This is a genomic window from Curvibacter soli (assembly GCF_029211125.1).
GTDB classification, from domain to species: Bacteria; Pseudomonadota; Gammaproteobacteria; order Burkholderiales; family Burkholderiaceae_C; genus Curvibacter_A; species Curvibacter_A soli.
This window is the reverse complement of record NZ_JARGEN010000026.1, coordinates 34,866-49,715: the sequence shown is the minus strand read 5'-3', so window position 1 is coordinate 49,715 and position 14,850 is coordinate 34,866. Positions and strand designations below refer to the sequence as shown.

Annotated in this window: 12 protein-coding genes; 4 read left to right on the top strand and 8 right to left on the bottom strand. The window is 66.9% G+C overall.

The genetic code is table 11. The annotated features are described in order from the left end of the window. Window positions 1–4 precede the first annotated feature (4 nt). From prmA to PY257_RS06130, 3 genes are read left to right on the top strand one after another with little or no spacing between them, the layout of a single operon-like run. Window positions 5–907, top strand: a complete 903-nt coding sequence (prmA, locus tag PY257_RS06140) for a 50S ribosomal protein L11 methyltransferase (RefSeq protein WP_275739956.1) — start codon at window positions 5–7, stop codon at window positions 905–907. Window positions 908–943: 36 nt separating this feature from the next. Further along, window positions 944–2,065: a DUF3426 domain-containing protein gene (locus PY257_RS06135; protein WP_275739954.1), complete on the top strand. Its 1,122-nt coding sequence runs from the start codon at window positions 944–946 to the stop codon at window positions 2,063–2,065. Between the two features lie 42 nt (window positions 2,066–2,107). Then, window positions 2,108–3,004 (top strand): carbohydrate kinase family protein, encoded by an 897-nt coding sequence (locus PY257_RS06130; RefSeq protein ID WP_275739952.1) that lies wholly within the window; start codon window positions 2,108–2,110, stop codon window positions 3,002–3,004. Window positions 3,005–3,081: 77 nt separating this feature from the next. Here the strand turns inward: PY257_RS06130 and PY257_RS06125 are convergent, their stop codons facing one another. From PY257_RS06125 to PY257_RS06090, 8 genes are all read right to left on the bottom strand, one after another. Then, window positions 3,082–3,507: a histone H1-like repetitive region-containing protein gene (locus PY257_RS06125; protein WP_275739950.1), complete on the bottom strand. Its 426-nt coding sequence runs from the start codon at window positions 3,505–3,507 to the stop codon at window positions 3,082–3,084. Between the two features lie 180 nt (window positions 3,508–3,687). Then, the gene (locus PY257_RS06120; protein ID WP_275739948.1) at window positions 3,688–4,881 is read right to left on the bottom strand and encodes a ribonucleotide-diphosphate reductase subunit beta; all 1,194 of its coding nucleotides are present in this window, start codon (window positions 4,879–4,881) and stop codon (window positions 3,688–3,690) included. A 126-nt stretch (window positions 4,882–5,007) separates the two neighbouring features. Further along, on the bottom strand, window positions 5,008–7,950 hold the full coding sequence (locus PY257_RS06115) for a ribonucleoside-diphosphate reductase subunit alpha (RefSeq protein ID WP_275739946.1): 2,943 nt from the start codon (window positions 7,948–7,950) through the stop codon (window positions 5,008–5,010). Window positions 7,951–8,298: 348 nt separating this feature from the next. Next, complete coding sequence (gene ampD, locus PY257_RS06110; RefSeq protein ID WP_275739944.1) at window positions 8,299–8,904, bottom strand: 1,6-anhydro-N-acetylmuramyl-L-alanine amidase AmpD; 606 nt, start codon at window positions 8,902–8,904, stop codon at window positions 8,299–8,301. Further along, window positions 8,882–10,363 carry a sigma-54-dependent transcriptional regulator gene (locus PY257_RS06105; RefSeq protein ID WP_275739942.1) on the bottom strand — a complete coding sequence of 494 codons (1,482 nt, stop codon included), beginning with the start codon at window positions 10,361–10,363 and terminating at the stop codon, window positions 8,882–8,884. The genes ampD and PY257_RS06105 overlap by 23 nt, the downstream gene beginning before the upstream one ends. 19 nt (window positions 10,364–10,382) lie before the next feature. After that, window positions 10,383–12,074 carry an ATP-binding protein gene (locus PY257_RS06100; protein WP_275739940.1) on the bottom strand — a complete coding sequence of 564 codons (1,692 nt, stop codon included), beginning with the start codon at window positions 12,072–12,074 and terminating at the stop codon, window positions 10,383–10,385. Between the two features lie 9 nt (window positions 12,075–12,083). Continuing rightward, entirely contained in the window at window positions 12,084–12,308 is a 225-nt protein-coding gene (locus tag PY257_RS06095; RefSeq protein ID WP_275739938.1) for a PP0621 family protein, read from the bottom strand. Then, a complete protein-coding gene (locus PY257_RS06090) occupies window positions 12,305–13,105 on the bottom strand; it encodes a cytochrome C assembly family protein (RefSeq protein WP_275739936.1) in 801 nt (266 codons plus the stop codon). The genes PY257_RS06095 and PY257_RS06090 overlap by 4 nt, the downstream gene beginning before the upstream one ends. Before the next feature lie 77 nt (window positions 13,106–13,182). Between PY257_RS06090 and ffh the strand changes: the two genes are divergently transcribed. Next, the gene (ffh, locus tag PY257_RS06085) at window positions 13,183–14,559 is read left to right on the top strand and encodes a signal recognition particle protein (protein WP_275739934.1); all 1,377 of its coding nucleotides are present in this window, start codon (window positions 13,183–13,185) and stop codon (window positions 14,557–14,559) included. The last annotated feature ends 291 nt before the right edge of the window (window positions 14,560–14,850 follow it).

Genomic DNA, 14,850 nt, shown 5'->3' with positions numbered 1-14,850 from the left:
CGCCATGCATGAACTGAGCCTGCTGGCACCGGAGGAGCGCATCGAGGCGTTGTGCGACGCGCTCGAAGCCCTGGGTGCGCTGTCCATCAGCGTGGAAGATGCCGACGCGCAGACCGATGCCGAACAGGCGCTGTTTGGCGAGCCCGGCCTGCCGCCGCCGCGCGAGGGCTGGCAGCGCTCGCGCGTCGTGGCGCTGTTCACCGCCGAGGCCGCGGCACGCGACGCCAGCCTGCTGCTGCAGGCGCAGGATTTCTTCGCGGAGTGCCGCGTGCTTGCCATGGCCCCGGTGCCCGATGAGGATTGGGTGCGGCTCACGCAATCGCAGTTCGCGCCGGTGGAGGTGACGCCGGAGTTCTGGATCGTCCCGACTTGGCACGAATTGCCCATGCAGGCACGCCAGTCGATCCGGCTTGATCCGGGGCTGGCGTTCGGCACCGGGACCCATCCGACCACGCGCATGTGCCTGCGCTGGATCGCCCGCCAGGGCGGCACGGGTGCCGCGCTGGGCCGCGTGCTGGACTACGGCTGCGGCTCGGGCATCCTGGCCATCGGCGCCGCCAAGTGCGGCGCGGCAGCGGTGGATGCCGTGGACATCGACCCCGCTGCGGTGGAGACCGCGGTGCGGAACGCGCAGGCCAACGGCGTCCCTATCGCCGCCGGCCCGCCCGAGCGCGCGGATGGCGTCTACCAGACCGTGCTGGCCAACATTCTGGCCACGCCGCTCAAGGTGCTGGCGCCGCTGTTGTGCGCGCATGTCGCGCCGGGCGGGCATCTCGTGCTGGCGGGCATCCTGGAGCGGCAGGCTGACGAACTGCGAGACGCCTACGCGCCATACCTCGCGCTGGGTGTCGCGGACAGCGAAGACGGCTGGATCCTGATGACAGCCACTCACCCCGGCGGCGCATGAATGGGGGGCATGGGCGGCCCCTACAATCGTGCACAGATGAGCCAGATCACCCGTTGCCCCGCCTGTCGGACGATGTTCAAAGTCGTTCCAGACCAGCTTCGGATATCCGAAGGATGGGTACGCTGCGGACGATGCGCGGAGGTGTTCGACGCCTCGACGCATCTGCAGTCAATGCCGCCCGCGCCAGTGCTGCCACCGGCGTCGGCGCCTGCCGCGCCTCCGGTGGCTGCGCCTGCAAGCACTCCGTCCGCAGAGATTCCCCGGTTCTTGCGGTCCGCTGGCGAGGAGACTGTCTCGGGTGTCGGGTCCGTCGTGCGGGTGCCCGCGCCTGCGGCGATTCCATCGGCTCCGGCGCCCGCTGCTGCTGAAGAAAAGGTAGGCGGTGAGGCGGCCTTTGCCCTGCTCGCCACGGCGCCGGCTGCACCTTTTTCACCCCCCAAGCCTGATGCCTCTGCCGGCACGGACGAACTGGCGCTGCTCGACGATGGGTCGGCGTTTCCCTCGCCGCGGAGCCAGATTGGCGGCGATGGCCTCGCGGTGCAGGAGCCGCCGGTCATGCCGAAGTCGGCAACGGCATCTCCGCGCCATGCAAGCCAGGATGGCATGGATGCCGACATGGATGCAGAGGCCGCCGATGTATCGTTCATGCGTGCCGCGCGCCGCAGAGTCTTCTGGCGGCGTCCGCTGGTGCGGCTGGGCTTGGGTACGGTATTCATCGTGCTGCTCGCGGGGCTGGCGGCACAGGTCGGTGTGCAGGAGCGCGACCGGCTGGCCGCATGGCAGCCGCGCCTGCAGCCGTTGCTGGCAGCGCTGTGCCGGCCCCTGGAATGCAGCATTGCGCCGTTCCGGCAGATCGATGCCATGGTGATCGACAGCTCCTCATTCAGCAAACTGCGTGGCGATGCCTACCAACTGGCGGTGGCACTCAAGAACACGGCAGTCTTGCCGCTGGCCACACCGTCCGTGGAGCTGACCCTGACCGACGCACAGGACCAGCCCGTATTGCGGCGCGTGCTGCGTCCCCAGGATTTGAATGCGCCCGCCGTCTTGTCGCCCGGCGGCGAATGGAGCGCGACGGTGGCGTTGCGCATTGCAGCGTCGCCCGCCAGCAGCCCGCCCCGCGTGGCGGGATACCGTCTGCTGGCCTTCTATCCGTGAGGCCCCGCGCGGCCTTCCCTTCCACATATCCTTCTTCCTGCCATGGCAGCCATCATCTGCGGTTCTCTTGCCTTCGACACCATCATGACCTTCGAGGGGCGTTTTGCCGAGCAGATACTGCCGGGCCAGTTGCACATCCTGAACGTGTCGTTTCTTGTGCCCGGTCTGCGCCGCGATTTCGGCGGCTGTGCCGGCAACATCGCCTACAGCCTGCGCCAGCTCGGCGGTGCGCCGTTGCCCATGGCTACCGTTGGCGTCGATGGCGCGGACTATGTGGCGCGCCTGCAGGCGCAGGGCATCAGCACGGAGTACGTGCGCACCGTGGAGGGGGCCTACACGGCCCAGGCGATGATCATGACGGACCGCGACAACAACCAGATCACCGCGTTCCACCCCGGCGCCATGATGCAGGCGCATGAGACGCCCATCGTGCCGCGCAGCGACATCAAGCTCGGCATCATCGCGCCGGACGGGCGCGACGCCATGCTGCGGCATGCCGAGCAGTTCCGCGCTGCCGCCATTCCATTCGTGTTCGACCCGGGCCAGGGCCTGCCGATGTTCGATGGTCGCGAACTGGCGCATTTCATCGATCTTGCGCACTGGGTCACTGTCAACGACTACGAGGGCAAGATGCTGAGCGAGCGCACCGGCTGGGGCCCGGCAGAGATTTCACGCCGCGTCGACGGCCTGGTCATCACTCTGGGCGGCGAAGGCAGCGAGGTGTGGGTTGGCGGCCAGAAAACCCGCGTGCCGCCCACCCGCGCCGAGGCCGTGGTCGACCCTACGGGGTGTGGCGACGCATGGCGGGGCGCATTGCTCTTTGGGTTGGAGCGTGGTTGGGATTTGGCGCGCTGCGCGCAATTGGGCGGCCGCGTGGGTGCCTTGAAGATCGCGCAGCGCGGTCCGCAAAACTACACCCTTGACTTCACTCCCGGTTGATCCAGTGCGCATGCGGGCTCCGGCGCATAAAAAAGCCCGGCACGCAGGCCGGGCTGGATGCGATGAACGCGTGGACCTCAGGGCTTGGTTCCCGTCGGGAACGGCCAAGCGGCTTGCGGGTTCAGCGTGGTCTGGGCAGCAGGGGCAGGTGTGGCGGCAGGGGCGGGGGCCTTGGCCGCTTTCTTGGCGGCGGGCTTCTTCGCTGCGGCCTTTTTCGCCGGCGCGGCCTTCTTGGCGACGACCTTCTTCGCTACGGCCTTCTTCGCCGGTGCGGCCTTCTTGGCGACGACCTTCTTCGCTACGGCCTTCTTCGCCGGTGCCGCCTTCTTGGCGACGACCTTCTTCGCTACGGCCTTCTTCGCCGGCGCTGCCTTCTTGGCGACGACCTTCTTCGCTACGGCCTTTTTCGCCGGCGCTGCCTTCTTCGCTACGGCCTTCTTGGCAGGCGCAGCTTTCTTCGCGGGAGCGGCCTTCTTGGCGGCCGGTTTTTTTGCAGTTGCCATCATTTTCTCCTTGATCAAATTGCAAAGAGCACTTCAAGCCTGTTGGGGGCATGAAGCGATCCATGGCGTTGGAGCCGGGCTCCAGCGCCATGAACACGGTAACGCCCTTGGGCCTTGCGTTCTGCGACGCAATCGGCAAAGGGCGCGATAGAAGAAATCATGAGATGCCGGGCCAGCGGGTCAGTCCCATGAAAGCGCACCACCCGACTGGTATTCAATCACCCGGGTTTCGAAAAAGTTGCGCTCTTTCTTCAGATCGATCATCTCGCTCATCCACGGGAATGGGTTTTCCTCGTTGGGGTAAAGCGCTTCCAAGCCGATCTGCGTGGCACGCCGGTTGGCGATGTAACGCAGATAGCCCTTGAACATGGAGGCATTCATGCCCAGCACGCCGCGCGGCATGGTGTCTTCGGCATAGCGGTATTCAAGCTCGACAGCCTTGGTGAAAAGCGCCTTGATATCGGCCTTGAACTCCGCCGTCCACAGGTGCGGATTCTCGAGCTTGATCTGGTTGATCAGGTCGATGCCGAAGTTGCAATGCATCGACTCGTCGCGCAGGATGTACTGGTACTGCTCCGCCGCGCCGGTCATCTTGTTTTGCCGGCCGAGCGCCAGGATCTGCGTGAAGCCGACGTAGAAGAACAGCCCTTCCATGAGGCACGCGAACACGATCAGCGACTTGAGCAGCGTCTGGTCGGCCTCGGGAGTGCCGGTCTTGAAGCCTGGATCCATGATGGCGCCGATGAACGGAATCAGGAACTCGTCCTTGTCGCGGATCGACTGGATTTCGTTGTAGGCGTTGAAGATTTCGCTTTCATCTAGGCCCAGCGACTCCACGATGTACTGGTAGGCGTGAGTATGGATGGCTTCCTCGAATGCCTGGCGCAGCAGGAACTGGCGGCATTCCGGCGCCGTGATATGGCGGTAGGTGCCCAGCACGATGTTGTTGGCGGCCAGTGAGTCGGCCGTGACGAAGAAGCCGAGGTTGCGCTTGACGATGCGCCGCTCGTCTTCGGTCAGGCCGTTCGGGTCCTTCCACAACGCGATGTCGCGCGTCATGTTCACCTCCTGTGGCATCCAGTGGTTGGCACAGGTGGCAAGGTATTTTTCCCAGGCCCACTTGTACTTGAAAGGCACCAACTGGTTGACGTCGGTCTGGCCGTTGATGATGCGCTTGTCGGCGGCATTCACGCGGCGGTGCTGGGTGGTGGCAGGCGCTGTGTGCGTGGAGGCACTGGGCACGGTGGATGCCGTGGGCAGCAATGCGGAGAGAGGGGGAGAAAGAGACGGCGAGTCCGCCGGATAGCTGCCGGTCAGGCCGCCATGCATCGGAGTTTGCGGTGAGGGTTTGACTTCTTCGTCCCAGGTCAACATAAGTTTTCCAATGCGCGGATTATGAAAGCAGAGGTGCGAAATGGAAAGGTTTGCCGCGTACCGCTGCCGTAATTTGTTGTTCATCAGCATCGCGTATGTCGCATGCATGCGGCACCGCGCAATGCATCACTGACATGCTTCGCAGGTTGGGTCGTCGATGGCGCAGAACTTGATGTCAGTTGCAGGCACTGCATCGGCCTGTGCGCGGGCTGCCGCGGCTGCGGCCTCCATGGCGCTGTGGGGCTGGGGGGGCTGTGCTTTCGCATGGCTGCCTTGCGGTTCGCTGCCGGATGAGACTGCGTTCATGCGGCCCGCTGCCACGGTGGATTTCTCCGCGTGCGTGGCACCCACGGTGCGCAGGTAGTAGGTTGTCTTCAGGCCGCGCAGCCACGCGAGCTTGTAGGTGTCGTCGAGCTTCTTGCCCGATGCGCCGGCCATGTAGATGTTGAGCGACTGGGCCTGGTCGATCCATTTCTGCCGCCGCGCGGCGGCCTCCACCAGCCAGGCCGGCTCGACCTCGAAAGCCGTGGCGTAGAGCGCCTTCACTTCCTGCGGCACGCGGTCGATGGGGCGCAGCGAACCGTCGAAGTGCTTGAGGTCCATGACCATGACCTCGTCCCACAGCCCGAGGCGCTTGAGGTCGCGCACGAGGTAGCCGTTGATGACGGTGAATTCGCCCGACAGGTTGGACTTGACCGACAGATTGCCGAAACAGGGCTCGATGGAAGCGTCCACGCCCACGATGTTGGAGATGGTGGCGGTCGGCGCAATGGCCACGCAGTTGGAGTTGCGCATGCCGTTGGCGGCGATCTTCTTGCGCAGGGCGTCCCAGTCGAGCGTGGACGAACGGTCCACCTGCACATAGTCGGCGTTGCCGCGCGCCTGTGCCAGCAGGTCCAGCGTGTCCAGCGGCAGCAGCCCGCGGTCCCACAGCGAGCCGCGGTAGCTCGAGTAGCGTCCGCGCTCGGCGGCCAGATCGGTGGAGGCCCAGTAGGCGTAGTAGCAGATCGCTTCCATCGACTGGTCGGCGAACTCCACCGCTTCCTGCGAGGCATAGGGAATGCGCAGCTCGTACAAGCTATCCTGGAACGCCATCAGGCCCAGGCCCACGGGGCGGTGGCGCATGTTGGAGTCGCGCGCTTTCTTGACCGCGTAGTAGTTGATGTCGATCACGTTGTCGAGCATGCGCATCGCGGTGGCGATGGTCTTCTTGAGCTTGGCGTGGTCGATGCTCCCGTCCTTCAGGTGCTGGCGCAGGTTGACCGAGCCGAGGTTGCAGACTGCGGTTTCGGTGTCGCTGGTGTTGAGCGTGATCTCGGTGCAGAGATTGGACGAATGCACCACGCCGACATGCTGCTGCGGGGAGCGGATGTTGCATGCATCCTTGAACGTGACCCAGGGATGCCCCGTTTCGAACAGCATCGATAGCATCTTGCGCCACAGGTCGGTCGCGGGCATGGTCTTGCTCGGCTTGATCTCGCCGCGGGCCGCCTTTTCTTCATAGGCGACGTAAGCGGCTTCGAAGTCGGCGCCGAACTTGTCGTGCAGGTCAGGCACGTTCGACGGCGAGAACAGCGTCCAGTTGCCCTTTTCCATTACGCGGCGCATGAACAGGTCGGGAATCCAGTTGGCCGTGTTCATGTCGTGGGTGCGGCGGCGGTCGTCGCCGGTGTTCTTGCGCAGCTCCAGAAATTCTTCGATGTCGAGGTGCCAGGTTTCGAGGTAGGTGCAGACCGCGCCCTTGCGCTTGCCGCCCTGGTTTACCGCCACCGCCGTGTCGTTCACCACCTTGAGGAACGGCACCACGCCCTGCGATTCGCCGTTGGTGCCCTTGATATGGCTGCCGAGTGCGCGCACCCGCGTCCAGTCGTTGCCAAGGCCGCCGGCGAACTTGGACAGCAAGGCGTTCTCCTTGATCGATTCGTAGATGCCGTCCAGGTCGTCGGGCACCGTGGTCAGGTAGCAGCTCGAGAGCTGCGAGCGCAGCGTGCCGCTGTTGAACAGCGTGGGCGTGGAAGACATGAAGTCGAACGACGACAGTACTTCGTAGAACTCGATGGAGCGCGCTTCGCGATCGATCTCGTTCAGCGCCAGGCCCATGGCCACGCGCATGAAGAATGCCTGCGGTAGCTCGATGCGGGTCTTCTTGACGTGCAGGAAGTAGCGGTCGTACAGCGTCTGCAGGCCGAGGTAGTCGAACTGCAGGTCGCGCTCGGCCTTCAGCGCGCCGGCCAGGCGCGGCAGGTCGTACTGCAGCAGGCGTTCGTCGAGCAGTTCGTTGTCCACGCCCTTCTTGATGAAGCGGGGGAAGTAGTCTGCATAACCCTCGGCCATCTCCGAGGGGGTGACCTCGCGGCCCAGCACCTCTTTGGCGATGGTGTGCAGCAGCAGGCGTGCAGTGGCGTAGGTGTAGTCGGGGTCTTTCTCGATCAGGGTGCGCGCCGCCAGGATGGAGGCCTTGTAGACCTCCTCGATGGGCACGCCGTCGTACAGGTTGCGCATCGTCTCGGCCAGCACCGGCGCGGGCTTGACGTCCGCGCTCAGGCCCGCGCAGGCGGTCTCGATCAACTGCTGCAGGTTCGCGGTATCGAGCGGCACCCGCTGGCCGCCGTCGATTACGTGCAGCGCAGGCGTCGCCGCCGCTTCCTGTACGCCCTGGCGGGCGCGTTCCTGGGCCCGGCGTTCGCGGTAAAGCACATAGGCGCGCGCCACCTCGTGGTGGCCGCCGCGCATCAGGCCCAGTTCGACATGGTCCTGCACGTCCTCGATGTGGAACGTCCCGCCCCCCGGGCGTGAGCGCACCAGCGCGCGCGCGACGTTCTGCGTGAGGCTGTCCACCACCTCGCGCACGCTGGCCGATGCGGCGCCCTGCGTGCCATGCACGGCCAAGAATGCCTTCATCATGGCCACGGCGATTTTCTGCGGCTCGAACGGGACCACGGCTCCGTTGCGGCGGATGATCTGGTAGTGCGCCAGCGAGTCGCTGGTCGGCTGCTCGCCCGTGCGTACGGCGGGGGCGGTGGGGTAGCCAGCGATGGGTGCAGATGGAGTGTTCGAGACGATTTGCATGGGCATTCCTCTTGCGATGTTTTTGGGGATACGCAGACCGGCCTGCGAGGGGTGTCTGCGAAGGATTCGGGCGCCGCGGAGCGGTTTGTGTTTCAGTCGCAGCACACTATATCTAGGGTGTCGGGTGAATTCAAGACACTACCTGTAGTGTACCGGCGCCTTATGGACGTGATTTTGAAACCTTGTGTTTCACACCTTTTCCCAGGCCCCCCCGAGGCCCTCGCGCCACCATGGTTTGCGGGAATGGCGCCAATGCCCGCGCGCGGTTGCAAGCCATATTGCCTCACCGGACGCATGTTTGCTGCGGTATGGCGGAAAAACGCGCGCAATCGAGGGGTGAAAAAATATTCAGGTGCTCGACGCAGGCCGTGGCGCGGGGGGGAAGCGCGTGGCATCCCATCCCAGCAGGGCCTGCAGGCGCGGCCAGTCGAAGCCTGTTCCCGGGTCGTATTTGCGGTGTGGCGCGATGTGCTCGTGGCCCGCGATATCCAGGATGGGGTAGCGTGCGGCGATCGCCTGGCAGAGCACGGCCAGCGTCCTGTACTGCGCGGGCTCGAACGTGTCGCCCTCCAGGCCCTCGAGCTCGATGCCGATGGAGTCGTCGTTGCAGTTGTCGCGCCCGCGGTAATGCGAGCGGCCCGCGTGCCAGGCGCGTGCGTCGCAGTCCACGAACTGCCATAGCGCGCCGTCGCGCCGGATGAAGAAGTGCGCCGATACCTGCAGCCCGCGGATCTGCTGGAAGTAAGGGTGCGCGTTCCAGTCCAGCGAATTGGCGAACAGTTGGAGCACCGCATCGCCGCCATAGACGCCGGGCGGCAAGCTGATCGAATGGATGACGATCAGGTCGACCGGGACATGCGCCGGGCGTGGGCCGAAATTGGGCGACGGCGCGCGTTGCGCGCCGCCATACCAGCCGCCGGCCCAGGAGGCTTCAGCCGGTATCGTCGTGGGCATCGCTTTCCTGCGGCGTGGGAATGTCGAGCCGCGCGATCCGGTAGCGGATCTGGCGCAGGCTGATGCCCAGCCGGGCCGCCGTCGCGGTGCGGTTGAAGCCGTTCTCATGGAGCGCGCGCACGAGAATTTCGCGCTCCTGCTGGTCCATGTAGGCTTGCAGGTCGCGGGGCAGGTGCTCCGGCGGGGGCGGCGTGGCCTGCGGCTCGGCCATGGGCGCTGCGGCCGCGGCGGGCTCCGGCGCATTCATGGGCACCGTTTCTGCCTGTGCCTCCAGCGCATCATGGTCCAACTGCAGTTCGTCGCTGTCGTTCAATGCCACGGCGCGGTGCAGCAGGTTTTCGAGTTCGCGCACGTTGCCGCTCAGCGGATGGCGCGCCAGTTGCGCCTGGGCTGCTGCGGACAGGCGCGGCACGGGCATGGCAGCGTCGGCGGCGATGCGGGCGAGCAGCACCTCGCAGAGCGCCGGCAGGTCTTCGCGCCGCTCGCGCAGCGGCGGCACCACGATTTCGATGACGTTGAGCCGGTAGAACAGATCCTGGCGGAAGCGCCCGGCCAGCACGTCCGCCGCCAGGTCGCGGTGCGTGGCGCTGACGATGCGCACGTCCACCGGCTCTTCCTGCGTGGCGCCCAGCGGGCGCACGCTGCGCTCCTGGATGGCGCGCAGCAGCTTGGCCTGCATGGCCAGCGGCAGGTCGCCGATCTCGTCGAGGAACAGCGTGCCGCCGCGTGCCGCCTGGAAGTAGCCTGGACGGTCCTGGCTGGCCCCGGTGTAGGAGCCCTTGCGCACGCCGAAGAATTCGGCCTCCAGCAAGTTCTCGGGGATGGCGCCGCAGTTGATGGCGACGAGCGGTCCCTCCGCGCGCTGGCTGTTGGCGTGCACGGCCTGCGCCACCAACTCCTTGCCCGTGCCTGATTCGCCGCGCACGAGCACGGGCGCCATGCCGCGCGCAACCTTCACGATGCGCTGCTTGACCATGCGCATGGACTCCGATTCGCCCGCCATGCGCTGCAGCGCCGCGTGGCCGCGGTCGCCAGGCGCGGGCTGGCGGTACGCTGGCATGCGCGGGACGCGGCTGGCCGCGGGATCGGCCTGCACGGCGGAGGCAACGACCGTGCGGAACTGCTTCAGGTCCACCGGCTTGGTCAGGTAGTCGAACGCGCCGGCCTTCAGCGCCTCCACCGCATTTTCCGCCGACCCATAGGCGGTCATGACCAGGCAACGCTCGGTGCGCATGTCCTCGCGCAACTGGCGCAGCAACTCCAGCCCCATGCCGTCGGGCAGACGCATGTCGGTGATGATGGCGTCGAAGCGGCGCCGCTCCAGATGCTGGAGCGCATCCTGCAGGCAGCCCGCAGTCTCGACCTGATAGCCCTCGCGCAGCAGGGTCAGTTCGTACAGGGTACGCAGGTCCGGCTCGTCGTCGACGACCAGGATGGTGGCTGCGGGGGCGGCGGTCATGGAGAGGAGGTCCGGGGGGTCACACCACTATTGTGTCAAACGGCGACCGCGGGGCCGTGCGGTTGCCGTGGCGGAACACGACGGTGAACGCATTGCCGCCCAGCGGGCCGCGCGCGGTGTCGTGCGTGATGCGCTGGTAGCCCATGGATGCGCCGTGGCGTTCGCACAGCTCGCGGCAGATGAACAGCCCCAGTCCGCTGGAGCGGCTTTCGGACGAGAAGAACGGCTCGAACAGATGCGACTCCACGGTCTTCTCCAGGGGCGCGCCGTCGCTCCATACTTCCAGCCGCGCGGCGCCGCCTTGGGGCGAGGCGCGCGTGGAAACCTGCAGCGAATCCGCGTGCCCGTTGGCATAGCGCTGCGCATTGTCCAGCAGGTTCACCAGGATGCGGCGCAGGTGGTCGGCGTCGAATTCGACGCGGGCAGCGCCGGCCTGCAGCGACAGCGCCGGCTGCCGGATGAGCGGTGCCTGCGACTGCCAGTCGCGGCAGATCTGCGCCACCGCATCGTCTAGCGGCAGCAGCGATGCGGGCAGGGCCGGGTGCTGGGCACGCGCGATGTCGAGTACTTCTTCCACGATGCGCGCCAGCCGCTCGGCGTTCTGCTGCACCATGAGCGTCAGCCGCTTCTGGGCGGCTTCGTGCAGTTCCTCGTCGAGCAGCGCATTGGCCTGCACGATGGCGGCCAGCGGGTTGCGGATCTCGTGCGCCACCGCCGCCGACATGCGGCCCATGGCGGCCAGCTTCTCGGTGCGCAGCTTGGCCTCCATTTCGCGCAGGTCGTGCGCGAACATCACGCAGACGCTGGGCGTTTCGGCCGCCTGCGGCACGGTCAACCGCGTGCGCAGATGCAGGCGGCGCAGGCTCTGGCCCGTGTGCTGCATGGTGACGTCCGCAGTCTGCGGCTCGCCGCTGCGAAACGTCGCCTGCGCCAGCTCCAGCAGCGGGCGCCAGGCGTCCATGCCTGCCAGCGCGAACGGCGGCGTGGCCAAGTACCGCCCGCTTGCGAGCAACTGCAGCCCGGCGGGGTTGGCTGCCTGCACGCTGCCTTGCGCGTCGATGACCAGCACACCGTCGGTCAGGTGTTCGAGCACCAGTGCGTTGACCTGCAGTTGGATGGCGTTGGCGATGCGGCTGTGACGCGAGAGCTCCTCCTCGCGCGCCAGCCGCACGGCCAACTGCTGCACCAGCGCCGCCACCACGAAGTAGCCCGTGCCGGTCAGTGCCGCCTGTAGGAACCGGGGCGCGGCATCGCCCGGCAGGTGCGCGGCCAGCCAGCCCGCGTCGGCCAGCAGCAGCAGCGTGACGCAGGCCGTGGTGCCGAGCGCGAGCGTGAGCGAGCCCAGCACCGAGGCGATCAGGATCGGGATGCCGAACAGGGGCGTGTAGTTCATCGTCCCGGTCTGCAGCCATTGCAGCGCGGCGAAGGTGGCGATGTCCACGCCGATCGTGGCGAGCCAGTGCGCGCTGGGATGCGGCGCCGGCACGGCCGGTCCGGCCAGCAGCCGGGCGGTGACCGTCAACCCCAGGTAGGCCACGCACAGTGCAGCGAACACCGGGCTGATGACCTGCCCCAGTGCGCCGGTCAGCAGTTGCAGCAGCAGCACCGCCACGGCCACCATGATGCGGGCGGTCAGAACGCCGTGCCACAGGCGCACGAACGCCTGGCTCGTGCCGGTGGGCGCACGGATGTCGCTGGCGGCCTGCTCCATCGGCGGGGCTCAGCGCCCGGTGGTGGCCTGGCGCAGGTGGTCGGCGCAGCAGTACGCCGCATCGGCGCGCACGATGGCCTCGCTGGCGGGAACGTGCATGTCGCAGACCGCGCAGCGCGCCATCGGCTGGTGCGGCAGCGGCGGGGTGGGGCGGATGGTGGGGGCGGGCGGATCGCGCCGACGCATCACGCAATAGGCCACGACCAGCACCACCAGCAGTACCAGGAACTTCATGCGGGCCGCCGCAGCAGGACTTCGAGCACGAAACGCGAGCCCACGTAGGCCAGCAGCAGCAAGATGGAGCCGACGTACAGCACCCGCACCGCGACCCGTCCGCGCCAGCCGAAGCGCGAACGCCCCAGCAGCAGCACCGCGAAGGCGAGCCACGACAGCACGGAGAACACGGTCTTGTGGTCCCAGCGCCAGGATGCGCGCCCGTACAGCGTGTCACCGAACAGCCAGCCCGCGAGCAGCGTGGCCGTCAGCAGCACGAAGCCGGCCATCACGAAGCGGAACGTCAGGCGCTCCAGCGTGAGCAGCGGCACGCCGCTCGCGGGCTCGCTGGCCTGGCGGAACTGGCGCTCGGCGTGGGTCAGCATCCAGGCGTGGATCACGGCGGCGGCGAACAGTCCGTAGGACGCGATGCCCAGCGCCCAATGCAACGGCAGCCAGGGCGAAGCCGCCATGTGCAGCGGCTGGCCCGGGAACAGCAGGGCCAGCGCTACTGCGAGCGTGCCCAGCGCGGCCAGCGCCCAGCGCGCCTGCAACTGCGGAAAGACCCGGCTTTCCACTGCGTAGACCGTCAGCACCAGCCACGCCGTCATCGACAAGGCCGGCGCGAAGCCGAAGCGTGGCGGATCACCGAGCAGGCCCCAGGCCAGGGTCAGCGCATGCAGCAGCCAGGCGGCCAGCAGCAGGCCGCGCAGGGCGGCGGCGCCCAGGCCGGAAGCGGCTGCTGCGGCCACGGCATAAGCCGCCGCAGCCGCAAGGCCGAGGCCCAGACCCGCAGGGGACGCACTGGCTAAAATCATGGGCCAAGTTTAGCCTTTCGACCCCGCCGCTCCCGGCGACCCATGCAGGCGCGCCGCCTGCCGGAACCTCTGCCCCTATGGCCTCCGCCCTGACCGACAAACTCTCCCGCCTCGTCAAGCAGATGAGCGGGCAGGCCCGCATCACCGAATCCAACGTGCAGGACATGCTGCGCGAAGTGCGCATGGCCCTGCTCGAAGCCGACGTGGCCCTGCCCGTGGTGCGCGACTTCATCGCCCGCGTGAAGGACAAGGCGCTGGGCCAGGAGGTGCTGGGCTCGCTCAAGCCCGGCCAGGCGCTGGTGGGCATCGTCAACCGCGAACTGGCCGCCACCATGGGCGAGGGCGTGGCCGACATCAACCTCGCCGCTCAACCGCCGGCAGTGATCCTGATGGCCGGTCTGCAGGGCGCGGGCAAAACCACCACCACGGCCAAGCTGGCCAAGCACCTGATCGAAAAGCGCAAGAAGAAAGTGCTGACCGTCTCGGGCGACGTGTACCGCCCGGCGGCCATCGAGCAGCTCAAGACCGTCACTGGGCAGGCCGGCGCCGAGTGGTTCCCGAGCACGCCCGAGCAGAAGCCGCTGGCCATCGCCCGCGCCGCGCTCGACTACGCCAGGAAGCACTTCTTCGACGTGCTGCTGGTCGACACCGCGGGCCGGCTGGCGATCGACGAGGCGCTGATGCAGGAAATCAAGGAGCTGCATGCGGCGCTGAATCCGGTGGAAACGCTGTTCGTCGTCGATGCGATGCAGGGCCAGGACGCCATCAACACGGCCAAGGCATTCAAGGAGGCGCTACCGCTCACTGGCATCGTCTTGACCAAGCTCGACGGCGACTCGCGCGGCGGCGCGGCGCTGTCGGTGCGGCAGGTCACGGGCGCGCCGATCAAGTTCGCCGGCGTGTCCGAGAAGATCGACGGCCTGGAGGTGTTCGACGCCGAGCGCCACGCCGGCCGCATCCTGGGCATGGGCGACATCGTGGCCCTGGTCGAGCAGGTCACTGCCGGCGTCGACATGGAGGCCGCGCAGAAGCTCGCGGCCAAGGTCAAGGCCGGCGACGGCTTCGACCTCAACGACTTCCTGGGCCAGATCCAGCAGATGAGGCAGATGGGCGGCCTCTCCAGCCTGATGGACAAACTGCCAGCCCAGCTCACCGCCAAGGCTGGTCAGATGGACCTGGACCGGGCCGAGAAAGACATCAAGCGCAAGGAAGGCATCATCCAGAGCATGACGCCGCTGGAGCGCCGCAAGCCCGACCTCATCAAGGCCACGCGCAAGAAGCGCATCGCCGGCGGCGCCGGCGTGCAAGTGCAGGAGGTCAACCGCCTGCTCAAGGAGTTCGAGCAGATGCAGGGCATGATGAAGAAGATGAAGGGCGGCGGCCTCATGAAGATGATGAAGCGCATGGGCGGCATGAAGGGCTTGGGCGGGGGCGGCCCCAAGCTGCCGTTCTGATGATTGCTATCATATATATAGCTGCCGCCGCAGGTGGAATAAGCGCTGGAGGCCTAAAAGGCTTATAAACCTGGAAACGGCAGTTGACCGCTTTGCGTCCCTTGCCAGGCCGCATGCAATCAGGCGTTGCCGGCTTCGACGGGGCGTTCACCTCGTGGGTGAGAGCGCTATGCACCTGCCAGCACCGCGCTCGGGGCGCCATGCGGCGTTGCTCCTCCTTGCGGGCAGAGTAGCCCGCCGCGTCGTCGCGCCTTGCCTGGCACCCCGATCACGGCACCGGCAGGCGCATCC